Genomic DNA, 21,619 nt, shown 5'->3' on the forward strand with positions numbered 1-21,619 from the left:
CTGGCTGGCGCTCGGCTCAGCGGGCGTGTTGCTGTGGGCTGTGCACGCCGTAACATGTTCGTAAAATTACATACTTATACTCAGTATCGAACATTTTTGTCGCATTCCTTATGTTGCGGCGCACAACAGTGCTCTACAATGGCACCATCGTTTGGAAATGCAAAACTTCTTGGACTACTGAAAATGAAATACATTATCTCCAGCCTGCTGTCCCTGTTTACCCGTAACGAAGTACAGCCGGAACCGGGTTTCCGCGTGAATTACGCACCGTTTGGCCACGTACAGAAGTTTGACGGCACCGTTGTTGCCTGCGACCAGGCTCGCGGCGTACTGGTTGCCTGGCCGCGTGGCGGCGCTGACTGGCTGCCGAAAAACCATCTGTCGGTTATCTGCTAAGCTTTTTCGCTTTGCAACATGTGGCCCGCCATTGTGCGGGCTTTTGTCGTTTATGGGGCCGGCGCAGTGCCGGGTCCTGGTCGTGCCGGCATCACCGGGGCTGGCGCGACATCCGCACGACCCAAAAAAAAACGCGCACCGAAGTGCGCGCGGAGAGGGTTGAACAGGGTCAACGAATGCTTGCTGCCTTGGGTGGATACCACAGCAGCGGAGCACCGGTCTGGGTGTCGCTTGCGGCCAACTTGAGCGGCTGGCGGCCGGCGACAAAGTAGGGTGCCTGCGAGCGTGCCAGCGGCGCGCGGCCGCGGATACGGTCGGCGATCTTCTCCGCCATCATGATGGTGGGCGCGTTGAGGTTGCCGGTCACCACCTGCGGCATGATGGAGGCGTCCACCACGCGCAGGCCGGACAGACCATGCACGCGGCCTTCGTTGTCCACCACTGCCATCGGGTCGCTGGCATCGCCCATCTTGCAGGTGCAGGACGGATGCAGCGCGGTCTCGGCGTGTTCACGTACGAAGGCGTCGATCTCTGCATCGCTCTTGATCATCATGCCCGGCTTGATTTCCTTGCCGCGGAATTCGTCCATGGCACGCTGGGCGATGATCTCGCGGGTGATGCGCACCCCGGCGCGGAATTCCTGCCAGTCGATATCGTGCGCCATGTAGTTGAAGCGCAGGATGGGATGGTCGCGCGGGTCGCAGCTCTTCAGTTTGATGGTGCCGGTGCTGGGCGAGCGCATGGAGCCGACGTGGCACTGGAAGCCATGCGCCTTCACCGGGTTGCTGCCGTCGTAGTTCATTGCCAGCGGAATGAAGTGGTATTGCAGGTTGGGCCAGGCGAACTGCTCGCTGCTGCGGATGAAGCCGCCGGCCTCAAAGTGGTTGCTGGCGCCGATGCCGGTGCCGCGCAGATACCATTCGATGCCGATCGGCGGCTTGTTCCACCATTGCAGCGATGGGTATAGCGATACCGGCTTGAGGCATTCGTACTGCAGGTACATTTCCAGGTGATCCTGCAGGTTTTCGCCCACGCCGGGCAGGTGCGCCACGCTGTTGATGCCCATGGCGCGCAGCTCGTCGGCATTGCCCACGCCGGAGCGCAGCAGCAGCTGCGGCGAGGCGATGGCGCCATTGCTGACGATCACTTCGCGGCTGGCATAGGCCTCGTGCCAGCTGCCGCCCTGCAGATAGCTCACGCCAATGGCGCGCTTGCCGTCGAACAGGATACGGTCGGCCAGCGCGCGGGTTTTCACCTGCAGGGTCGGCCGCTGGCGCGCGGTGTCCAGGTAGGCCAGCGAGGTGCTGCAGCGGCGGCCGTCGGCGGTGGTGGTACGGTCCATCGGGCCGAAGCCTTCCTGGCGGTAGCCGTTCAGGTCGTCGGTGCGCGGGTAGCCGGCCTGCTCGCTGGAGGCCACGAAGGCAGCGAACAGCGGCGAGATATCGGCTTTGGGCGTGGTGACATGCAGCGGGCCGCTGTCGCCGTGGAAATCGTTGCCGCCCTTGTCATAGGTTTCCGCCTTGCGGAAATAGGGCAGGCAGTCGCGGTAGCTCCAGTCTTCCAGCCCCTTGTTGCTGGCCCAGTTGTCGTAGTCCATGGCATTGCCGCGGATGTAGACCATGCCGTTGATCAGCGATGAGCCGCCCAGGCCCTTGCCGCGGCCCTGGGTCATGATGCGGTTGCCCATGTGCGGCTCGGGCTGGGTGGTGTAGGCCCAGTTATAGGTCTTGCCCTGCAGCGGGTAGGCCAGCGCCGCCGGCATCTGGGTGCGCCAGTCCAGGCGCCAGTCCGGGCCGCCTGCTTCCAGCAGCAGCACGCTGACATCGGCATCTTCCGTCAGGCGTGCGGCCAGCACACAGCCGGCTGAGCCGGCACCGACGATGATGTAGTCGAATTCCTGTTTCATGACCGTTCTCTTGCGGCTGCGCCGCGTTCAGGGTGGGCGGACATTGCGGTAACCGGCACGAGCGCGCCCGCCGCGGAAGGTTGGCCGCAGCGGGCGAGCGGGGCGCCGGGTGTGTGCGTCTTACTCGTACGGGCAGGCTACGCCGCTCAACTCCACGTACACACTCTTGAGCTGGGTGTAGTAGTCCAGCGTGGCCAGGCTGTTCTCGTGGCCGATGCCGGATTCCTTCAGCCCGCCGAACGGCATTTCGATCGGCGTGATGTTGTAGTTGTTGATCCAGCATACGCCGGCCTGCAGTTTTTCCACCATGCGGTGGCCGCGTGCCAGGTCACGGGTGAACACGCCGGCGGCCAGGCCCAGGCGGGTGTCGTTGGCGCGTGCCAGCACCTCGGCCTCGTCCTTGAACTTCAGCACCGACATTACCGGGCCGAAGATTTCCTCGCGCACGATGCTCATCTCGTCGTGGCAACCGGCAAAGATGGTGGGGGCAACGAAGTTGCCGCCCTCGCAGCCCGGTACTTCCACGCGGTGACCACCGGCCAGCAGGCTGGCGCCTTCGGCGATGCCCTGTTCGATGTAGCGCAGTACGGTGGCGGCGTGGTCGCCGGAAATCTGCGCACCCACCTGGGTGTCCGGCAGCAGCGGGTCGCCGATCTTCAGCTTGCGGGTGCGGGCCACCAGTTTTTCCAGGAAGGCATCGTGAATGGCCTCGTGCACGAACACGCGGGTGCCGTTGGTGCAGATTTCGCCCTGGGTGTAGAAGTTGGCCAGCATGGCGGCGGAAACCGCCTGGTCCAGGTCGGCATCATCGAAGATGATCAGCGGCGATTTGCCGCCCAGCTCCATGGTGACGCGCTTCAGCGTCTTGGCGGCATCGGCCATGATGGCCTTGCCGGTTTCCACCGAGCCAGTCACCGATACCTTGGCCACGTCCGGGTGGGCAATCAGCTGGCGCGCCGGTTTGGAGCTGCCCAGGATCACGTTGAACACGCCGTCCGGCACGCCGGCTTCGGTGTAGATCTTGGCCAGTTCGATAGCGCTCATCGGGGTGAGCGAGGCCGGTTTGTAGATCATGGCATTGCCGCAGGCCAGCGCCGGGGCGGATTTCCAGCAGGCGATCTGGATCGGGTAGTTCCAGGCGCCAATGCCCAGGCACACGCCCAGCGGTTCGCGGCGGGTGTAGGCGAAGGCGCCCTTGAGTGCGAACTGCTGGCCATGGATGCTGGCAGCCAGGCCGCCGAAGTATTCCACGCAGTCGGCGCCGGACATTACGTCCACCACCTCGGCCTCCTGGATAGGTTTGCCGTTGTCGCGCACTTCCAGCAGCGCCAGCTCGGCGTTGCGTTCCCGCAGCAGCTGCGCCGCACGGTTGAGGATGCGGCCGCGCTCGGCGCCGCTCATTGCCGACCAGACGGCAAAACCCTGCTTGGCGGCCTCTACGGCCAGCGCCACTTCGTCGTCGCCGGCCTGCTGCACGCGGCACAGCACCTTGCCGGTGGCCGGTTCGATATTGTCGAGCAACGGCAGTGCCGGATTATCGATACTGCGGCCGCCGATATAACTGCACAGAATGGGGGTGTTCACGTCGTCTCCTCGCTTGTCGCCCAGGCTATGCCGGCATTGGGCCATGTTGGCCGCATGGCGTCCTGTCTGTTTCCGACATCTACCCATGTCGGCGCGACCAGCGCTAATGTCCAGAAAAGGCCAGCCCGTGACGGCTGGCGACCAGTCGCGCCGTGGGCTGGGCGCTAAGGTTAGCCGTATCGAGCCTGTTGCTGGTTTTTTTACGTTGTAGCCGGCCCACCGGGCCTGCGCAGCTGCCATAAAGATCATGAACAGGCTCATGGCCCGCATCGGGCGACATGACGCACACAAGAGGAGATCACCCATGAGCGCATCCCACCGCTACACGCTGACCTGCACCTGTCGCAGCGGCCCGGGCCAGGTGGCCCGCATCTCCCAGTTGCTGGATCAGCAGCACTGCTATATCGACGAGCTGGCGGTGTTTGACGACCAGGAAACCGAGCGCTTCTTCGTGCGCAGTACCTTTCATGCGCTGGATGGCGTATTCACCGAAGCCGGCCTGCGCGAGGGCCTGGCCGGCCTGACCGAACAGGGCGTGGTGGAATGGAACCTGCACGACAGCCGCGTGCGCCCGCGCGTGCTGATCATGGTGTCCAAACTGGACCACTGCCTGAACGACCTGCTGTACCGCCGCAAGATGGGCGACCTGGACATGGACGTGGTGGCGGTGGTGTCCAACCATCCGGACCTGGAGCCGATTGCCCGCAGCTACGGCATTCCCTACCACCATCTGCCGCTGACGGCGGACACCAAGCCGCAGCAGGAAGCGGCGCTGCTGGCGCTGGTGGAATCCACCGGTGCCGAGCTGGTGGTGCTGGCGCGCTATATGCAGGTGCTGTCGCAAGAAACCTCGCGCCTGTTCGCCGGCCGCGCCATCAATATCCATCACTCCTTCCTGCCCGGCTTCAAGGGTGCCAAGCCCTACCACCAGGCGCATGCGCGCGGGGTGAAGCTGATCGGCGCCACCGCGCACTACGTTACCGACGATCTGGACGAAGGCCCGATCATTGAACAGGTGGTGGAGCGGGTGGATCACGCGCACAGCGCCGAGCAGCTGCTCACTGTGGGGCGTGACATGGAGTGCCTGGCACTGGCGCGCGCGGTACGCTTCCACCTGGAGCGGCGCGTGTTCCTCAACGGCAACCGCACCGTGGTGCTGCGCTGAGCGGAAGCTTCGGCAGGTAGTAAAAGGTTGGCCGCACGTTTGTGCGGCCAACCTTTATCGACAAGGCCCTTTCGCCAGGCGGAAGGGCCTTGTCGCGTAAACGGCAGGGCGCCGATTCAATCGCGCTGCCAGCAGCCCGGGCGGGCGCTTCGGGTGATCAGGCTGCCGCGGTCTGCCGCGGCTGCAGCGGGCACACCAGTGGCACGAAGGCCTGGCCGGCGGCGTCGTAGCCCCACAGTGCGCCATCGTTGAGGTCGAAGAACCAGCCATCCAGTACCAGCTCGCCGGCCGCCACTTTCTGCGCCAGCCACGGGTAGGACAGCAGATTGTCCAGCGACACCATGATGGCGGCCTGCTCGCAGCGGCGCAGGCGCTGCGCCTCGTCCTCGTGGCCGTAGCGGCGGTAGACGAAATCGCGTGCCGGCGCAGCGATATCCAGCCAGCGGGTGAGGGCGCTGTCCTGTGGCGTACTGCGCTGCATCAGCGCGCGGATGCCGCCGCAGCCAGCGTGACCCATCACGATGATGCGCTCCACCTGCAGGTTGAGCACGGCGAATTCCAGCGCCGCCGCCACGCTGGCGTGCAGGTTGCCGGCATCGTAGGGCGGCACCAGGTTGGCCACGTTGCGCACCACGAACATCTCGCCAGGCTGGCTGCTCATCAGAGCCGGCGGGTGCACGCGCGAATCGCAGCAGCCTATCACCAGCGTGGCCGGGCTCTGGCCGTGGCGCAGCGATTCGTACAGATTGTGTTCCGGGGAAAAATAGTCTTGCTGAAAGCGGCGGAAGCCTTCCAGCAGCGGTTCGACCGAGTTCATGATGCGGCTCGCTTCAAGGTTCTGGTGCAGCCGGTCTCGTGGCGGAGCGAAACCGGCTGCAGCAGAGCCCGACGCCGGCAAGGGTTGGCCGCAGGCTTGCGGCCAACGGGGCGCGTCAGCCGCCGGTCATCGACATGAAACGCACCACCTGTTGCGGGCGTTCGATGAACTCGTGCTTTTCCGGCTTGAGCTCGATGGCCTCGCGGATGGCGGCCTCCAGCTCGGCATCGCTACAGCCGGCGCGCAGCAGCGGGCGCAGTTCGAAGCGCTCTTCCTGCCCCAGACACATGTACAGCGTGCCATCCACCGACAGCCGCACGCGGTTGCAGGTGGCGCAGAAGTGCTGCGACATCGGCGTGATCAGCCCCAGGGTGAAGCGGCCGTCGCGGCTTTCCCAGTAGCGGGCCGGGCCGCCGCCCAGGGTTTTGCAGCTTTCCTGCAGGTCGAAGCGCTGGCTCAGCTGGTGCAGCAGGCGCGACAGGTTGAGCCCCTGGGTGTGCTGGCCGGTGCTGCCCATCGGCATCGCTTCGATGAGACGCAGGATGAAGTTGTTTTCGATACAGAAGGCGATCATCGCTTCGATGTCGCCATCGTTGACGCCCACCATCGGCACCATATTGATCTTGATGGTCTTGAAGCCGGCGTCGCGCGCGGCGGACAGGCCGTGCAGCACCTTGTCCAGGCTGTCGCTGCCGCTGATCTCCTGCACGCAGTCGCGGCGCAGCGAATCCAGGCTTACGTTCAGGCGGTTGAGGCCGGCCTTGAACAGCGCCTGGGCGTGTTTGTCCAGCTGGGTGCCGTTGGTGGTCAGCGACAAATCCTCGACGCCGGGCAGGGCGGACAGCCTTGCGGCCAACTCGGGGAGGTTGCGTCGCAGCAGCGGCTCGCCGCCGGTGAGGCGGATGCGGCGGGTGCCCAGGCGGGCGAAGCTGGCGATCACGCGTTCCATTTCGTCGAAGGTCAGCCAGTTCTCCGGCTCTTCGAAACCCTTGAAGCCCTTGGGGATGCAGTAGCTGCAACGCAGGTCGCAGCGGTCGGTTACCGAGACACGCAGGTATTCGATATTTCTGCCAAAGCGGTCGGACAACATACGACACTTTCCGATACGGGTGAATTGCACACAGTGTAGGTCAAAGCAAACGCCCTGCCAGTTGGCCGGAGGTAGGCGCTGGCCTAGCTCTTTCGGCGTAAGCATCACCGGCATTGGTCGTGTGCCGGGGGCTATTTCTTACAGTATGCCGCGTTTTTTCGTGCACCTGCTTTGCTGATTGCGACATGCCGGCGGTAGGGTTTTTGCCGCGGTAATGCAAAACGGGCCCGCAGGCCCGTTTGCTACCGATATCGCGTATCGCTTACAGCTTGATCAGCGTGGACTTCAGCTCGGTGTACTTCTCCAGCGCGTGCAGCGACTTGTCGCGGCCGTTGCCGGATTGCTTGAAGCCGCCGAACGGGAAGTTCATGTCACCGCCTTCGTCGTAGCAGTTCACCCACACGGTGCCGGCGCGCAGGCGGCGCGATACCTGGTGTGCAGTGGTGACGTTGCTGGTCCACACCGCGGCGGCCAGGCCGTACTCGGTGTCGTTGGCGATGCGGATGGCTTCTTCCACATCCTTGAAGGTGATGATGGACAGTACCGGGCCGAAGATTTCCTCGCGGCAGATGGTCATGTCCGGGCGCTGGCATACGAAGGCGGTCGGCTCAATGAACAGGCCGGTGTCTACGTGGGTGGCCTTGCCGCCGCATACCAGTTCGGCGCCTTCAGACTTGGCCTTGTCGATGTAGGACAGCACCTTGTCGTACTGGGTGCGATCGACGATGGCGCCCATGCCGCTGGACGGGTCCAGCGGGTCGCCGGGGTAGAAGCCGTCGGCGGCCTTCTTGAATTCGGCAACGAAGGCATCCTTGATGTCTTCATGCACCAGCAGGCGCGAGCCGGCGGTACACATTTCACCCATATTGTAGAAGATGGCGCCGGCAGCGGTGCGTGCGGCACGCGCCAGGTCCGGGCAATCCGGCAGCACGATATTGGGCGACTTGCCGCCCAGCTCCAGCCATACACGCTTGAGGTTGGACTGCGCGGCATCGGCGGCGATCAGCTTGCCCACGCCGGTGGAGCCGGTGAAGGCGATGCAGTCGATGTCCATGTGCATGGCCAGGCGCTTGCCCACGTCGCCGGCGCCCGGCAGTACCTGGAAGATGCCGTCCGGGATGCCGGCCTGCTTGGCCAGCGCGGCCAGGCGGATGGCGGTCAGCGGCGATTTTTCCGACGGTTTCAGGATCAGTGCATTACCTGCTGCCAGCGCCGGGCCAAATTTCCAGCTGGCCATCAGAATGGGGAAGTTCCACGGCACCACGGCGGCAACCACGCCAATGGCTTCGCGGGTAACCAGGCCCACCAGTTTCGGGTCCACCGGGGCGACTTCGCCGCCCACCTTGTCGATGGCTTCGGCAAACCATTCCACACAATAGGCTGCGCCCGGTACATCCACCGTGGTGGTGTCGCCAATGGGTTTGCCGGCATCCAGGGTTTCCAGCAGAGCCAGTTCGTCGCGATGTTCGCGGATCAGCGCGGCAAAGCGCTTCAGGATGCGGCCACGGGCCAGCGGCGGCAGGTCGGACCAGCCACCATTTTCAAAGGCGCGACGGGCAGCCTTTACTGTCAGCTCCACTTCGTGCTCACCAGCCCAGGCGATGCTGGCGAGCTTGTCACCAGTGGCCGGGTTGATGCAGTCGAAGCTGCGACCGTCGGCGGCGTCGACGTATTCACCGTCGATAAAGGCGCGGCCTTCGATCTTGATTTCGCTGGAAAGGGCTTTCCACTCAGCGTGGGTGCGAGCCATTGTGTTTCTCCTTTGTTGTGTCTATCCGCCGGTTTCCCGGCGGTCAGAACGTGGGAGGCGAACTTGCGCTGACAATCTCGCAGGTTTCGCCGCCAACGTTGCGAAAGCGGTGTGGCAACTTGCTATCAAAGTAGTAAGAGTCGCCTGGGCCGAGTACGCGCACGTCGTTACCAACGGTGACTTCGATGCGCCCCTTCAGCACCACGCCGCCTTCCTGTCCTTCGTGCATCAGCATTTCCGGGCCGGTATCGGCATCGGGCTGGTACACCTCGCGCAGGATGGCGATGTCGCGACGCTCATGGGACGTCCCGACCAGCATGAGCTGGATCTGGTCGTTGCCCAGGTTGGGGAGCTCGTCCGGGGTGTAGAACACGCGCGGCTGTTGCGGATCGGCGTCGAAGGTAAAGAAGTCCGACAGGGTCATCGGCAAACCTTCCAGTACCTTGCGCAGCGAACTGATCGAGGGGCTGACGCGATTTTGTTCGATCAAGGAGATCGTTCCGTTAGTAACGCCAGCTCGTTTGGCCAGTTCGCGCTGGGAAAGACCCATGCGTTCGCGAACCATCCGTAGTCGTGCTCCGACATCCATGCTTTCTGTCCAATCCGTATGTTAATAATTTTAGACGTTTGATGATAAGGATTTTGACCGCTTTTGCCATGGTTGTTGCGCCGCAATAACAAAATTTCTTGGCAACATGTGCATTTTATAGTCAAAATCAGTGTGTGGTTGCAAGTTTGTTGTAGATTTTTTTAAACAACACCTGTACAACACATCACGACACAGCCAAAGGAGACAGCTATGTTAATAGGCGTTCCGAAGGAGATCAAAAATCACGAGTATCGCGTTGGCCTCACGCCGTCCGGTGTTCGTGAAATCGTGGCCGCCGGCCACAAGGTGGTAGTGCAGACCCAGGCTGGTCTGGCCATCGGTTTTACCGATGAAAACTACCTGCAGGCGGGGGCTTCCATCGCGGCTACGGCCGAGGCGGTGTTTGCTGCAGCCGACATGATCATCAAGGTGAAGGAACCGCAGCCGGTGGAATGCCGCATGCTGCGTCCCGGGCAAGTGTTGTTTACCTATCTGCATCTGGCGCCGGACCCGGAACAGACCCGGTTGCTGGTGGATTCCGGCGCCATCGCCATCGCTTACGAGACGGTGACCGACGAGCGTGGTGGCCTGCCGCTGCTGGCGCCGATGTCGGAAGTGGCTGGCCGCATGGCGGTACAGGCCGGTGCGCATGCGCTGGAAAAGGCGCAGGGCGGTCGCGGCGTGCTGCTGGGCGGTGTGCCGGGCGTGGCGCCGGCCAGGGTGGTGGTAATCGGTGGTGGCGTGGTGGGGCTGAACGCGGCGCGCATGGCGCAGGGTCTGGGCGCGGATGTGACGCTGCTGGACAAGTCGCTGGGCCGGCTGAAGGAAATCGACAACGTATATCAAGGTCGCATCAAGACGCTGATGTCCAATGCGGCCAACATCGAGGAGTCGATCCGCGATGCCGACATGGTGGTCGGCGCGGTGCTGATTCCGGGGGCGGCGGCACCCAAGCTGGTGAGCCGCGCCATGCTGAAGAATATGAAGACCGGCGCGGTGCTGGTGGATGTGGCCATCGACCAGGGTGGCTGCTTCGAGACCAGTCGCGCCACTACACACCAGGACCCGACCTATATCGTGGACGGCATCGTGCACTACTGCGTGGCGAATATGCCGGGCGGCGTGGCTCGCACCTCCACCATGGCGCTGACCAATGCCACGCTGCCGTACGCGCTGGAGCTGGCCGGCAAGGGCTGGGCCGAGGCGCTGGTGGCCAACCCGCACCTGCGCAACGGCCTGAACGTATGCCGCGGCCAGGTGACCTACGCCGCCGTGGCACGCGACCTGGGGTACGAGTACGTAGAACCGTTGGCCGCCATCAAGGCAGCCAGTTGAGCAACTGAGGAAATCATGCAGCAACCGATTATCGGTATTCCCTGTGATGTTAAGCAGATCGGGCTGTTTCCGTTCCACGCGGTAGGTGAGAAGTACATCACCGCCGCCGTGGGCGGGGCGGGCGGTATCGCCATCCTGATCCCTTCGCTGGGTGACGCCACGCAGCTGCGCGCCATCGTCGACATGGTCGATGGTGTGCTGCTGCCGGGTTCGCCCTCCAACGTCGAGCCGCACCACTATCAGGGGGCGCCCAGCCGTGAGGGCACCCAGCACGATGTGGCGCGCGATGCCACCACGCTGCCGCTGATCGACATGCTGATCGAGGAAGGCGTGCCGCTGTTGGGCATCTGCCGCGGTTTCCAGGAGATCAACGTGGTCCTGGGCGGGGAGCTGCACCAGCATGTACAGGAGCAGCCCGGGCTGAACGATCACCGTGAGCCGGACACCACCGACCTGGACGAAATGTACGGGCCGGCCCACCCGGTGAAGTTGGCCGAAGGCAGTCTGCTGCAAGGCTGGCTGGGCTGCGACAGTGTAATGGTGAACTCCATCCACCAGCAGGGCATCAAGCGGCTGGCGCCGGGGCTGGAAGTGGAAGCCGTGGCCGAGGATGGCCTGGTGGAAGCCTACCGGGTGGCGTCTGCCAGGAACTTCGCCTATGCAGTACAGTGGCATCCGGAATGGAAATACTGGGACAACAAAGTATCCCAGGCAATTTTGAAGGCTTTCGGCGATGCCTGCCGAGAGCGCCGTATGCGTCGGAACCAATAGCCGGCGCGTACTCGGCAAACCATCCGCCCCGGGTCTGACTTCCCGCGAGGCTGGAGAAAAGAGGAAAGCATCATGAGTCACCAAATGTTCGAATGGTTGCGTGAGCACAGAATCACCGAAGTGGAGTGCATTGTTCCGGATATGACCGGCGTTGCACGCGGCAAGATCGTGCCGAAGGACAAGTTCGTGTCCGAGGCCGAGATGCGCCTGCCCGAAGCGGTGCTGATCCAGACAGTTACCGGCGATTACCCGGATGACAGCATGCTGGATCTGACCGACCCGGATATGGTCCTGAAGCCGGATCCGGACAGCCTGCGCTTCGTGCCGTGGGCTACCGACCCGACTGCCCAGCTGATCTTCGACGCCTTCCGCGCCGATGGCAGCCCGGTGGAAGTGGCACCGCGCAGCGTGCTGCGCCGCGTGCTGCAGCTGTACAGCGACAAGGGTTGGGCGCCGGTAGTGGCGCCGGAAATGGAGTTCTACCTGCTGTCGCCGAACCCGGATCCGGACATTCCGCTGGCTCCGCCTATCGGCCGTACCGGCCGCGCCGAATTCGGCCGTCGCTCCTATGCCATCGATGCGGTGAACGAATTCGACCCGCTGTTCGAAGACATTTACGACTACTGCCATGCGCAGAATCTGGAAGTCGACACGCTGATTCACGAAATCGGCACCGCGCAGATGGAGATCAACTTCCTGCACGGCAACGCGCTGGATCTGTGTGACCAGGTGTTCCTGTTCAAGCGCACCGTGCGCGAGGCAGCGTTCCGCCACAATATGTACGCCACCTTCATGGCCAAGCCGATGGAAGGCGAGCCGGGCAGCGCGATGCATATTCACCAGAGTGTGACCGACATCAACACCGGCAAGAACCTGTTCAGCAACGCGGATGGCAGTGCGTCCGAGATGTTCCTGCACTTCATCGGCGGCCTGCAGCACTACCTGCCGGAGTGCATGCCGTTCTTCGCACCGTACGTGAACTCCTACCGTCGCCTGTCGCGCTACACCGCGGCACCGACCAACGTGGAGTGGGGCTACGACAACCGTACCGTCGGCCTGCGCGTGCCGCATTCCTCGCCGGCTGCGCGCCGCGTGGAAAACCGCGTGCCGGGCGTGGACGTGAACCCGTACATCGCCATGGCCGCCACCCTGGCCTGCGGCTACCTGGGTATCGTCAACAAGATCCAGCCGCGTGACCCGCTGGCCAGCGATGCCTACGAGCTGCCGTTCCAGTTCCCGCGTGGCACCGAGGAGGCACTGGAGCGCCTGTCGCGCTGCCACGACGTGGCCGAAGTACTGGGCCCGCGTTTCGTGAAGATGTTCATCGGCATGAAAGAGAAGGAATTTGCCGAGTACTTCCGCGTGATCAGCCCGTGGGAACGCCGCTTCCTGCTGCTGCACGTGTAAGCGGTTGACGTAATAACAAGCACCGCAGCCTCCGGGCTGACGATTCCGGTGCAGGAGCCCGCGGCCAACCTTGGTCGCGGGCCTATTACCCAGGAGAGTAGAAATGACGCAGCAACAACGCAGCACCGCCCAGTGGCGCGAACTGGATGCAGCACATCACCTGCATCCGTTTACCGACACCACCTCGCTGAACCAGCAGGGCGTGCGCATGATTACCCACGCCGACGGTATCTATCTGTGGGATAGCGAAGGCAACAAGATCACCGACGGCATGGCCGGCCTGTGGTGCGTGAATCTCGGCTATGGCCGCAAGGACCTGTCTGATGTCGCCAAGCGCCAGATGGACGAGCTGGCCTACTACAACACTTTCTTCAAGACCTCGCACCCGGCCGTGGTAGAGCTGTCGCACCTGCTGGCGCAAGTGGCACCGGCCGGTTTCGACCACGTGTTCTACACCAACTCCGGCTCCGAGTCGGTAGACACCATGATGCGCATGGTGCGCCGTTACTGGGACGTGAAAGGCAAGCCGCAGAAGAAAACCCTGATCGGCCGCTGGAACGGCTATCACGGTTCCACCATCGGCGGTGCTTCGCTGGGTGGCATGAGCTATATGCACGAGCAGGGCGACCTGCCGATTCCGGGCATCGCCCACATCGAACAGCCGTGGTACTACAAGCACGGCAAGGACATGACCCCGGAAGAGTTCGGCCTGGCGGCTGCCCGCTGGCTGGAAGACAAGATTCTGGAAATCGGCGCCGACAAGGTTGCCGCCTTCGTGGGTGAGCCTATCCAGGGCGCCGGCGGCGTGATCATCCCGCCGTCCACCTACTGGCCGGAAGTGGAACGCATCTGCCGCAAGTACGACATCCTGCTGGTTGCCGACGAGGTGATCTGCGGTTTCGGCCGTACCGGCGAGTGGTTCGGCCAGCAGCACTTCGGCTTCAAGCCGGACATCTTCACCACCGCCAAGGGCCTGTCCTCCGGCTACCTGCCGATCGGCGCGGTATTCGTTGGCAATGAAGTGGCGGCAACGTTGGCCGCAGGCGGCGATTTCAACCACGGCTTTACCTATTCCGGCCACCCGGTGGCTGCCGCCGTGGCGCACGCCAACGTCAAGGCGCTGCGCGACGAGGGCATCGTCAAGCGCGTGAAGGAAGAAACCGGCCCTTACATGCAGCAGCGCTGGCGCGAAACCTTCGGCCAGTTCGAGCATGTGGACGACGTTCGTGGCGTCGGGCTGATCCAGGCGTTCACCCTGGTGAAGAACAAGGCCACCCGCGAGCTGTTCGACAACTGGGGCGAGATGGGCACCATGTGCCGTGACATCTTCTTCGGCAACAACCTGATCATGCGTGCCTGCGGCGACCACATGGTATCCGCACCGCCGCTGGTGATCACCAAGGCCGAGATCGACACCATGCTGGGTACTGCCGCCCGCTGCATGGAAACCTTCGAGCAGAAACTGCGCGAGCGCGGCCTGGCCTGATAGTCAGCAAGCGACAAGCAGTAAAAAGCGGGTTTTGATACAATCAAACCCGCTTTTTTTATTCATAATGATCGCAGCGGGCCGTCTGTACATGCGGATGGCGCACGCTGTGGCATCTCTACTCGCGCACAAAGCTGCGGCCAACCCGGCTGGCGCAGCACAACCCGACAAAGGCAGGCAGCATGGCTGACGAATCGCAACGCCCCATCGTCGTCAAGAAAATCAAGAAAGGCGGCCACGGCCACCATGGCGGTGCGTGGAAAATCGCCTACGCCGACTTCGTGACCGCGATGATGGCGTTCTTCCTGCTGATGTGGCTGCTGGGCTCGACTTCAACAGGCATCTTGCAAGGTATTTCCGATTACTTCAGGTCCCCGCTGAAGACTGCGCTGCAGGGTGGCGAGGGCACCGGTGCAGCTACCTCGGTGATCAAGGGTGGCGGCACCGACCTCACCAAGTCCACCGGCGTGGTGTCCAAGGGTAGCCCTCGCCAGCAGACCGACCAGCAGAAAGGCCGTGGCGCACAGGACAAGGAGCGGATGAAGCTGCTGCAGCAGCGCATCCAGCAGCGGCTGGATGCCACGCTGAACAAGAACGATGCGCTCAAGTCGCTGCAGAACCAGATCCGCATGGAGATGACGCCGGATGGCCTGCGCATCATGATCATCGATGAACAGAACCGGCCGATGTTCCAGTCCGGCGGCTTCGTGCCGCTGGATCACACCCGCCTCATCCTGCAGCAGATCGGCCGCGAGCTGAACGGTATGGATAACCACATCAGTATTTCCGGGCATACCGACGCCAACCGCTTCCCGGGTAGTGCCGCTGGCTATACCAACTGGGAGCTGTCGGCCGACCGCGCCAATGCCGCGCGCCGGGAGATGGTGGCCGGTGGCATGCTGGACGAGAAAGTGCTGCGCGTGGTTGGCCTGGGTGCGGCCGACCCCATCAATAAACAGAACGTATTCAGCCCGGAAAACCGGCGCATCGCCATCGTGATTCTCACCAAGGAAGCGGAAGATCGCATCCGCTCCGATGGCGGGCAGTCGGGCGATGCTTCGGCGCCGGCTGGTGACGTGGCAGCCGCATCGCAAGGCAAGCAGTAGTGCGTGTCGGCGTCTTGCTGCGCCCGGTGCTGACCCAGCTGCTGGCGGCATTGCTGGCATGGTTTTTCGTGGCGCCACTGCAGCAGCCCTGGACATGGGCGGGTCTGCAGGCGCTGCTGGTGCTGCTGCTGGCGCGCCTGCAGGGCATGAACGGCCTCGCCTTGCTGCTGCAGGCCTTGCTGGCGCCGGCGGTGCTGCTGGCCTCGCACTGGCAGTTGCCGCCGTGGCTGTATCTTGCCGGCTTGCTGTTGTTGCTGGCGCTGTCACGCAATGCGCTGACCGAGCGCGTGCCACTGTACCTGTCTTCGAGCGAGAGCATTGGCCGCCTGGCCGACATGCTGCCGCAGGGCGCCCGTGTGCTGGACCTGGGCAGTGGCGACGGGCGGGTGGTGTTGCAGTTGGCCGCAAGCCGCCATGATCTACAGTTGCTCGGCATCGAGAACGCCTTGCTGCCCTGGCTGTGGAGCCGTATCCGCTACCTGCTGGCCGGCCGCCCCGCCAATGCCCGGCTGCGCTATGGCAGCTTCTGGCAGCAGAACTGGGCGGATTTCGACGTGGTGCATGCCTTCCTGTCGCCGGCGCCGATGGCGCGGGTATGGCAGCAGTTTCAGCAGCAGTGCCATCCTGATGCCATACTTGTAAGTAACTCCTTTATGATAGAAGGCGTACTACCGGTACATCGCCTCGCCCTGTCCGGGCCCCTGCAAACCGAACTCTTGATCTGGCGTCACCCGCATGGAACTTGCTAACTGGTTGTCATCGCTATCCGAGAACCGCTGGCCCGTACTGGCAGATACGGCGGTGCAGGTGCGGCAGATGATGGCGCGCCATCAGGATGAGCTGGCATTTCCGGAACTGGCCAACCTGATGCTGTCCGACCCGTTCCTGCTGCTGGATCTGCTGCGCATGGTAGGGGGGTCCAGTGCGCTGCAGCGCAGCGAATCCAACCCGACGGTCGAGCAGATGCTGATGCTGATCGGGCTGGAAAGCGTGCAGAAGCGCTTTGGCAACGTGCAGGCGCTGATGGTCAGCCGCGGCAAGCTGGACCCTGAGGTGATCGATGCGCTGGGCCTGTGGCTGGGCAAGAGCCGGGTGGCGGCCTTCCTGATCAAGGACTGGCTGGCGATGATAGGCGAGACGCGGGTGCAGGATTGCTTCATTGCCGCACTGGTGTACAACCTGCCGGCCTGCCTGTACCTGATCTATCGCAACCGCGAGCCGCAGGGGCCGCTGCTGCAGGAAGTGTCGGACGTGTTCGGCATGGACTACCCCAAGCTGCTGGAGCAGTTCATTCAGCATCTGGCCCTGCCCAGCGGCCTGCTGGTTACCCTGGGTGGCGGGGCGACCAGCCGCCGCAAGCAGCTGCTCAAGCTGGCCATTGCCACCGCCAACGGCATCGACCAGGGCTGGTGGCGGCCGCAGTGGCATATCGGCATCGAGGCGGCGGCGCGGCTGATCGGCAGTACGCCGGAAGCGGCGCACGAGGCGGTGCGCGACGCCATCCTGCGGGTGGCGCGCAATCCGCGTGCCCGAGGCTACACCTACCCGGCGCGGGCATTCCTGTGGCGCGAAGGGCCGTTCCCGGTGGCGCCAAGTGCCCAGCCGGTACCGACCCTGAGTGGCGCGGAGCAACTGGAGCAGGCTTTGCGCGAGTCAATCCGCCACTTCGCCAACGATCTCAAGCTGGAGCGCATTTTCTTCCTGCGCTACGACCAGCACAGTCACACCCTGCGCCTGCGCTACCAGGTGGGGCTGGATGACCATGATCCGATTCGCAAGCTGGTGGTGTCGCTGGAGCCGGGGTGCTTCTTCAACCTGCTGGCCAGCAAGCCGCAGAGCTTCCACGCTCCATCCGGGGCGCGTACGCAGCTGGCACATCGCTATGGCGACGATTTTCTGTCCCTGCTGGGCGAGGGCGCGTTTGCCGCCATGTCCGTGTTTACCGGCCACAAGCTGGCAGGCGTGTTCGTGGTGGATAACTACCGCAGCAATAAACCTATCGAAGATGATACTTACCAGCGCTTCAAGGAAACCGTGGCGCGGGTATCGCAGATTGTCCTGTAAATGAATTTTCACAAGCACATTACTTCTGCGGCCAACGACGACATGAAGTTGCTGGCCCGCCTGCTCGACAACGCGCGCGAGCGCCGTAAACACGATGTCCTCGTGCTGGAGGGCATACACCTGCTGCAGTCGGCATTGGCGGCCGGTTGGCGGCCGCATGCGGTGTATGTCAACGAGGCAGCGGCCGGCAAGGTCGAGTTGCTGGCGCTGCTGGCCAGTGTCGACCCGCGGCATTGCCAGCTGGTAAGCACCGCGGTGCTGAGCAAGGTGACGGCGCTGGCCAGCCCGGCCGAGGTGCTGGCCATCTGCCCGCGGCCGGCGGCTGCAAGCGCGGCGCCGGGTGGCGGCTGCGTCATGCTGGACGACATCCAGGACCCGGGCAACCTGGGCACCATACTGCGCTGCGCTGCTGCGGCCAACGTGCGAGAGGTGTTTCTGTCCAGGGGCTGTGTCGATGTCTACTCTCCCAAGGTGTTGCGCGCCGGGATGGGGGCGCACTTTGCGCTGAACATCCACGAAGCGCAGGATCTGCCGGCAAGGTTGGCCGCATGGCCGGGGCGCAAACTGGTGACGCATCTGGAGGGCAGTGTGTCGCTGTATGGCCAGGATCTGCGCGGCCCGGTGGCTTTCGTGTTCGGCAACGAGGGCGCCGGGGTGAGTGAGGCGGTGCTGGCGCAGGCGGATGTGCGGGTGCGCATCCCGATGCCGGGGCATGCCGAGTCACTGAACGTGGCCATGGCGGCCACGGTGTGCCTGTTCGAGCGGGTGCGGCAGCTGGAAGGCTGATTGGCAGCAAAACAGACAAGGCCGCGCTTGCGCGGCCTTGTGCATGGTGCGGCCGCTGGCGCGGCATGGCGAAAATGGTGTTTCGGCGGAGGTGGCGATGTTGAACTGGCAAGCAGCTCAGGCCGACGATTTCGAGGCGTTGCACCAGCTGCGGCTGGCTGCCATGCGTCCAAGTCTGGAAGCGGTGGGACGCTACGATCCGCCGCGCTCGCGTCAGCGCTTTGCAAGTCGCTTTGTGGCTCAGGATACCCGCTGGATATTGCTGGCCGGCGAGCGGGTGGGGTTTGCCGCCATGCGCGTGGCAGAGGGCTACTGCCAGCTGGAGCATCTGTATGTGCACCCGCAGGCACAAGGCCGTGGTGCGGGTAGCTGGGCGCTGCATGCGCTGCAGCAGGAGGCGCGACTGCTGGGGCTGGGCATCCGCCTGGCGGCCTTGCGCGACAGCCCGGCAAATCACTTCTACCAGCACCTGGGCTTTGTGCGCAGCCACGAAGAAGAATGGGATATCTATTACCTGTGGCAGCCATAGCGCCAGCAGGGTCGATGGGCCAGAACTGACGGCGCTGCCAGCGCACGCGATGGCCGGAACGCTTGAGGGCTTGCCGGTAGCCGGCAGGCCCTGATTTATTCCTTGGATTCACGCTCCATGCGGCGCCGTTCTATCTCCCGGCGGGCATTGGCGTTGCGGATGTCTTCCGGCCGGCTGCGTGGCATCGGCTTGCCGGCGAGGATGTTGCTGCGGACTTCTGCACGAACTTCGAAATAGGCGGACTTGGACTGGTAATGCGACATGACGGCAGCTCCTTGGTGAGGAAACGGCGACATCAGTGCCTGTATCTGGCTTGTAGACCGACAGCCCGTAGGCTGGCACTGGGCGCGCAGGCATGCGTGTGAATCTGTATTACGCCTGTGGCTGGTCAAGTGCAAGGTTAAGGGCTGGGTGTGCCGCCATGGGCGGGCGTAGTGGGGTGGCGAGTGTTGTATCAAGGCAAATCCGGCCGCCACCGCCGGCTTGCTGCCCGTTGGCCGCAGCCATGAAAAAGCCGGCATGTGCCGGCTTTGGATGGGGTCATTTGGCCTGGTGCGGGCCGACATCCAGTGCTGCCCAGCCGTCGCGGCCAAGCTGCTGCATGGTTTCGATATTGCGCTCGTAGATGGCCGCCGGGTCGGGGAAGGCTTCGACGGCGCGGGCAATGCTGGCCTCGCGCAGCAGGTGCAGTGTCGGGTATGGTGAGCGGTTGGTGTTGTTGCTCACATCGTTGAGCGTAGTGCCATCAAACTGGAACTTGGGGTGGAACTCCGCTACCTGGAGTTCGCCCTCCAACTGCAGGTCGGCCAGTACGGCATCCACTACGCCCAGGAATTCGTTGAAATCCAGGAAGCGCTGCAGCACGAAAGGGTGCACCAGCAGGGTGGTGTCGATCTCTTCCGGGTCGCTGTCGGCCAGCAGGCGCAGTTCGGTAATCAGGTGCTCCAGCAGGGTTTCCGGCGTGGCGGCATCGCTGACCACGATGCGCACCTGTTCCTTGATGTAGACCGACTTGGCGAACGGGCACAGGTTCAGGCCGATGACGGCCTTTTCCAGCCAGTTGCGGGTGCTGGCGATGATGTCGTCGTGGGAGGTGTCCATGCGCTACTCCGGTAGGTAAAAAGCAAAAACCCGGATGCAAGCATCCGGGTTCTTAAGTTCCAGATTCGAACCGAATTAGATCGGCTGAATGTTGGAGGCTTGCTTGCCCTTCGGGCCTTCAACGATGTCGAAGCTTACGCGCTGGTTTTCAGCCAGGGAGCGGAAGCCTTTGGAGTTGATTTGCGAGAAGTGTGCAAATACGTCGTCACCGCCGTTGTCCGGAGTAATGAAGCCGAAACCTTTAGCGTCGTTGAACCATTTTACGGTACCGGTTGCCATGTTCTATTCCCTTATTGAGAAAGCGTTGAGTATGAGAAAAGCGCATGTCAATCAAGGGAAAAGACAAACTGTGGTACGGCGATAGCCTTTACAACAACTGTACAGATCACGACTTGAAAAACTGCAAGTCGCAGTCTGCCTGCGCTTATCGGGACAAGCAAGTCTTTTTTGGGGTTTGACCCTAAAAAAACCGGTGGCACTTGTCGTATGTCATGTGTTGGCGCGGCAATTTTGCCAATGAGATTTCCTGCAGGCTCTATAGTTCAGTCTGTAATCGCAACGGGAGAACATCTGCATGCCAGAGGCCATCGAGCACTATCGTATTGAGGATGAAGAAAGTTTTGCCGATTTCCTCTATGCGCTGAACGATTACGCCCCGCGCGCGGCGAATCTGCTGCATTTATTGCGACAGCAGCCCATGGACGTGGCGGTACAGGCCGAGCTGATGCGGCTTTTTCACACCATCAAGGGTGATGCCGGCCTGTGCCGGCTGTATTTTGTCGAGCCGCTGGTGCACGCGGTGGAGGACATCCTGGCCCGCATCAAGTCGGGGGAGCTGCTGTTCGGCGCCGCGCTGGAGCAAGTGGTGCTGCTGGCGGTGGACCGGCTGGAGCTGCTGATCGCTGAGCTGGACAGTGGCCGCGCGGTTGCGCTGCGGGATTTCAACCAGCTGACGGAAGCCCTGCACCCGCTGGGGCAGCTGCCGCCCGCGCAGGTGGACGAAGCGGCCTGGCAACTGGTCAAGCAACTGACCGGCTTCGTGCCGCAGGGCCAGGCAGGGCAGCAGTCGGTGGCGACGCCGGCGCAGCAGGCCGATCTTGATTTCTTTCACTCGCTGGGCCTGCAGTTCGAGCAGCGCTCCGCGCTGTTCCAGGGACGCACCGAGCGCAATCTCATTCTGGCCATGGCCTGCAATCGCGTGGCCGGCATGCCCATCGACTCGCTGCAGCTGGAGGCGGCGGTCTACGTGCACGATGTCGGCATGATGTTCCTGCCGCAGGAGCTATGGCTGCGGCAGGGGCGCATGAGCGAGGATGAGCGCGTGCAGTTGGCCGCACACCCCGGCTGGGCAGCCGACCTGCTGGCGCGCATGCCCGGCTGGGATATGGCCGCGCGCATCGTGCGCGAACATCACGAGCGGCCGGATGGCCGCGGCTACCCGGCGGGCAAGCCCGGCGGGCTGATCTGCGATGGTGCCAAGCTGCTGGCGATTATCGATACCTTCGAAGCGGTGATCCTCAAGCATGGCCAGCGGCAACAGGCGCGCTCGCTGTTGCGGGCGGTGGCGGAAGTGAACGCCAGTGAAGCGCAGTTCGATCCGAAATGGATTGCCTGTTTCAACCAGGTGGTGCGCGAGCTGATGCAGCAGGGCGACGCCTTGCCACATGTACGCTGAGGTCGAGTCACGCCATCCTAGCTGTATCGGCTTGCGCCTTGGCATATGATGCTGGTCTGCCA

General features: G+C 63.2%; 21 protein-coding genes. 12 read left to right on the plus strand and 9 right to left on the minus strand.

Annotation, left to right across the window (positions count from 1 at the left end):
• Positions 1 to 183 precede the first annotated feature (183 nt).
• Positions 184 to 396, plus strand: coding sequence for a hypothetical protein (locus tag PSELUDRAFT_RS14525; protein WP_088967511.1), 213 nt, complete (start codon positions 184 to 186; stop codon positions 394 to 396).
• 169 nt (positions 397 to 565) lie between these two features.
• Here PSELUDRAFT_RS14525 and betA read toward each other — a convergent pair whose 3' ends face one another.
• Positions 566 to 2,302 (minus strand): choline dehydrogenase, encoded by a 1,737-nt coding sequence (betA, locus tag PSELUDRAFT_RS14530; protein WP_088967512.1) that lies wholly within the window; start codon positions 2,300 to 2,302, stop codon positions 566 to 568.
• A 120-nt stretch (positions 2,303 to 2,422) separates the two neighbouring features.
• Complete coding sequence (gene betB / locus PSELUDRAFT_RS14535; RefSeq protein WP_088967513.1) at positions 2,423 to 3,886, minus strand: betaine-aldehyde dehydrogenase; 1,464 nt, start codon at positions 3,884 to 3,886, stop codon at positions 2,423 to 2,425.
• Positions 3,887 to 4,190: 304 nt separating this feature from the next.
• Here betB and purU point away from each other — a divergent pair, with 304 nt between their 5' ends.
• On the plus strand, positions 4,191 to 5,051 hold the full coding sequence (purU, locus tag PSELUDRAFT_RS14540; protein WP_088967514.1) for a formyltetrahydrofolate deformylase: 861 nt from the start codon (positions 4,191 to 4,193) through the stop codon (positions 5,049 to 5,051).
• A gap of 157 nt (positions 5,052 to 5,208) precedes the next feature.
• Here purU and PSELUDRAFT_RS14545 read toward each other — a convergent pair whose 3' ends face one another.
• The 4 genes from PSELUDRAFT_RS14545 to PSELUDRAFT_RS14560 form a co-directional block, all read right to left on the minus strand.
• Positions 5,209 to 5,868: a carbonic anhydrase gene (locus PSELUDRAFT_RS14545; protein ID WP_088967515.1), complete on the minus strand. Its 660-nt coding sequence runs from the start codon at positions 5,866 to 5,868 to the stop codon at positions 5,209 to 5,211.
• A gap of 115 nt (positions 5,869 to 5,983) precedes the next feature.
• The gene (moaA, locus tag PSELUDRAFT_RS14550) at positions 5,984 to 6,958 is read right to left on the minus strand and encodes a GTP 3',8-cyclase MoaA (RefSeq protein ID WP_088967516.1); all 975 of its coding nucleotides are present in this window, start codon (positions 6,956 to 6,958) and stop codon (positions 5,984 to 5,986) included.
• A 262-nt stretch (positions 6,959 to 7,220) separates the two neighbouring features.
• On the minus strand, positions 7,221 to 8,708 hold the full coding sequence (locus PSELUDRAFT_RS14555; protein WP_088967517.1) for an aldehyde dehydrogenase: 1,488 nt from the start codon (positions 8,706 to 8,708) through the stop codon (positions 7,221 to 7,223).
• 43 nt (positions 8,709 to 8,751) lie between these two features.
• The gene (locus PSELUDRAFT_RS14560) at positions 8,752 to 9,297 is read right to left on the minus strand and encodes a cupin domain-containing protein (RefSeq protein WP_088967518.1); all 546 of its coding nucleotides are present in this window, start codon (positions 9,295 to 9,297) and stop codon (positions 8,752 to 8,754) included.
• 210 nt (positions 9,298 to 9,507) lie between these two features.
• On the opposite strand from PSELUDRAFT_RS14560, the gene ald reads away from it, so the two are divergent.
• The 9 genes from ald (at position 9,508) to PSELUDRAFT_RS14605 (ending at position 18,781) form a co-directional block, all read left to right on the plus strand.
• On the plus strand, positions 9,508 to 10,632 hold the full coding sequence (ald, locus tag PSELUDRAFT_RS14565) for an alanine dehydrogenase (protein ID WP_088967519.1): 1,125 nt from the start codon (positions 9,508 to 9,510) through the stop codon (positions 10,630 to 10,632).
• A gap of 15 nt (positions 10,633 to 10,647) precedes the next feature.
• On the plus strand, positions 10,648 to 11,403 hold the full coding sequence (locus PSELUDRAFT_RS14570; RefSeq protein WP_088967520.1) for a gamma-glutamyl-gamma-aminobutyrate hydrolase family protein: 756 nt from the start codon (positions 10,648 to 10,650) through the stop codon (positions 11,401 to 11,403).
• Between the two features lie 72 nt (positions 11,404 to 11,475).
• Positions 11,476 to 12,810 carry a glutamine synthetase family protein gene (locus tag PSELUDRAFT_RS14575; RefSeq protein ID WP_088967521.1) on the plus strand — a complete coding sequence of 445 codons (1,335 nt, stop codon included), beginning with the start codon at positions 11,476 to 11,478 and terminating at the stop codon, positions 12,808 to 12,810.
• A 103-nt stretch (positions 12,811 to 12,913) separates the two neighbouring features.
• Entirely contained in the window at positions 12,914 to 14,296 is a 1,383-nt protein-coding gene (locus PSELUDRAFT_RS14580; protein ID WP_088967522.1) for an aspartate aminotransferase family protein, read from the plus strand.
• A gap of 182 nt (positions 14,297 to 14,478) precedes the next feature.
• On the plus strand, positions 14,479 to 15,402 hold the full coding sequence (gene motB / locus PSELUDRAFT_RS14585; protein ID WP_088967523.1) for a flagellar motor protein MotB: 924 nt from the start codon (positions 14,479 to 14,481) through the stop codon (positions 15,400 to 15,402).
• A complete protein-coding gene (locus PSELUDRAFT_RS14590; protein WP_157725141.1) occupies positions 15,402 to 16,151 on the plus strand; it encodes a class I SAM-dependent methyltransferase in 750 nt (249 codons plus the stop codon). The genes motB and PSELUDRAFT_RS14590 overlap by 1 nt, the downstream gene beginning before the upstream one ends.
• Positions 16,138 to 17,466 (plus strand): HDOD domain-containing protein, encoded by a 1,329-nt coding sequence (locus PSELUDRAFT_RS14595; RefSeq protein WP_088967525.1) that lies wholly within the window; start codon positions 16,138 to 16,140, stop codon positions 17,464 to 17,466. Before PSELUDRAFT_RS14590 ends, PSELUDRAFT_RS14595 begins: the two co-directional genes overlap by 14 nt.
• Positions 17,467 to 18,252, plus strand: a complete 786-nt coding sequence (locus tag PSELUDRAFT_RS14600; protein ID WP_088967526.1) for an RNA methyltransferase — start codon at positions 17,467 to 17,469, stop codon at positions 18,250 to 18,252.
• Positions 18,253 to 18,349: 97 nt separating this feature from the next.
• Positions 18,350 to 18,781 carry a GNAT family N-acetyltransferase gene (locus PSELUDRAFT_RS14605; protein WP_157725142.1) on the plus strand — a complete coding sequence of 144 codons (432 nt, stop codon included), beginning with the start codon at positions 18,350 to 18,352 and terminating at the stop codon, positions 18,779 to 18,781.
• Between the two features lie 95 nt (positions 18,782 to 18,876).
• On the opposite strand, the gene PSELUDRAFT_RS19620 is transcribed toward PSELUDRAFT_RS14605, so the two are convergent.
• The 3 genes from PSELUDRAFT_RS19620 to PSELUDRAFT_RS14615 form a co-directional block, all read right to left on the minus strand.
• On the minus strand, positions 18,877 to 19,044 hold the full coding sequence (locus tag PSELUDRAFT_RS19620) for a hypothetical protein (RefSeq protein WP_164497432.1): 168 nt from the start codon (positions 19,042 to 19,044) through the stop codon (positions 18,877 to 18,879).
• A gap of 277 nt (positions 19,045 to 19,321) precedes the next feature.
• Positions 19,322 to 19,882 carry a DUF1415 domain-containing protein gene (locus PSELUDRAFT_RS14610; protein ID WP_088967528.1) on the minus strand — a complete coding sequence of 187 codons (561 nt, stop codon included), beginning with the start codon at positions 19,880 to 19,882 and terminating at the stop codon, positions 19,322 to 19,324.
• Between the two features lie 75 nt (positions 19,883 to 19,957).
• Positions 19,958 to 20,161: a cold-shock protein gene (locus PSELUDRAFT_RS14615; RefSeq protein ID WP_088967529.1), complete on the minus strand. Its 204-nt coding sequence runs from the start codon at positions 20,159 to 20,161 to the stop codon at positions 19,958 to 19,960.
• A 295-nt stretch (positions 20,162 to 20,456) separates the two neighbouring features.
• Between PSELUDRAFT_RS14615 and PSELUDRAFT_RS14620 the strand changes: the two genes are divergently transcribed.
• Positions 20,457 to 21,557, plus strand: a complete 1,101-nt coding sequence (locus tag PSELUDRAFT_RS14620; RefSeq protein ID WP_088967530.1) for an HD-GYP domain-containing protein — start codon at positions 20,457 to 20,459, stop codon at positions 21,555 to 21,557.
• Positions 21,558 to 21,619: the final 62 nt, after the last annotated feature.

Origin of the sequence: Vogesella sp. LIG4, from assembly GCF_900090205.1 — a bacterium.
Lineage (GTDB): Bacteria > Pseudomonadota > Gammaproteobacteria > Burkholderiales > Chromobacteriaceae > Vogesella.

Excerpts from the sequence above, each read along its gene's own strand:
- PSELUDRAFT_RS14615 (WP_088967529.1), bottom strand. The coding sequence starts at position 20,161 with ATGGCAACCGGTACCGTAAAATGGTTCAACGACGCTAAAGGTTTCGGC.
- moaA (WP_088967516.1), bottom strand. The coding sequence starts at position 6,958 with ATGTTGTCCGACCGCTTTGGCAGAAATATCGAATACCTGCGTGTCTCG.
- PSELUDRAFT_RS14575 (WP_088967521.1), top strand. The coding sequence starts at position 11,476 with ATGAGTCACCAAATGTTCGAATGGTTGCGTGAGCACAGAATCACCGAA.
- PSELUDRAFT_RS14595 (WP_088967525.1), top strand. The coding sequence starts at position 16,138 with ATGGAACTTGCTAACTGGTTGTCATCGCTATCCGAGAACCGCTGGCCC.
- PSELUDRAFT_RS14620 (WP_088967530.1), top strand. The coding sequence starts at position 20,457 with ATGCCAGAGGCCATCGAGCACTATCGTATTGAGGATGAAGAAAGTTTT.
- PSELUDRAFT_RS14570 (WP_088967520.1), top strand. The coding sequence starts at position 10,648 with ATGCAGCAACCGATTATCGGTATTCCCTGTGATGTTAAGCAGATCGGG.
- PSELUDRAFT_RS14545 (WP_088967515.1), bottom strand. The coding sequence starts at position 5,868 with ATGAACTCGGTCGAACCGCTGCTGGAAGGCTTCCGCCGCTTTCAGCAA.
- PSELUDRAFT_RS14525 (WP_088967511.1), top strand. The coding sequence starts at position 184 with ATGAAATACATTATCTCCAGCCTGCTGTCCCTGTTTACCCGTAACGAA.
- betA (WP_088967512.1), bottom strand. The coding sequence starts at position 2,302 with ATGAAACAGGAATTCGACTACATCATCGTCGGTGCCGGCTCAGCCGGC.
- PSELUDRAFT_RS14555 (WP_088967517.1), bottom strand. The coding sequence starts at position 8,708 with ATGGCTCGCACCCACGCTGAGTGGAAAGCCCTTTCCAGCGAAATCAAG.
- PSELUDRAFT_RS14600 (WP_088967526.1), top strand. The coding sequence starts at position 17,467 with ATGAATTTTCACAAGCACATTACTTCTGCGGCCAACGACGACATGAAG.
- PSELUDRAFT_RS19620 (WP_164497432.1), bottom strand. The coding sequence starts at position 19,044 with ATGTCGCATTACCAGTCCAAGTCCGCCTATTTCGAAGTTCGTGCAGAA.
- PSELUDRAFT_RS14610 (WP_088967528.1), bottom strand. The coding sequence starts at position 19,882 with ATGGACACCTCCCACGACGACATCATCGCCAGCACCCGCAACTGGCTG.
- PSELUDRAFT_RS14560 (WP_088967518.1), bottom strand. The coding sequence starts at position 9,297 with ATGGATGTCGGAGCACGACTACGGATGGTTCGCGAACGCATGGGTCTT.
- PSELUDRAFT_RS14580 (WP_088967522.1), top strand. The coding sequence starts at position 12,914 with ATGACGCAGCAACAACGCAGCACCGCCCAGTGGCGCGAACTGGATGCA.
- PSELUDRAFT_RS14605 (WP_157725142.1), top strand. The coding sequence starts at position 18,350 with ATGTTGAACTGGCAAGCAGCTCAGGCCGACGATTTCGAGGCGTTGCAC.
- purU (WP_088967514.1), top strand. The coding sequence starts at position 4,191 with ATGAGCGCATCCCACCGCTACACGCTGACCTGCACCTGTCGCAGCGGC.
- ald (WP_088967519.1), top strand. The coding sequence starts at position 9,508 with ATGTTAATAGGCGTTCCGAAGGAGATCAAAAATCACGAGTATCGCGTT.
- motB (WP_088967523.1), top strand. The coding sequence starts at position 14,479 with ATGGCTGACGAATCGCAACGCCCCATCGTCGTCAAGAAAATCAAGAAA.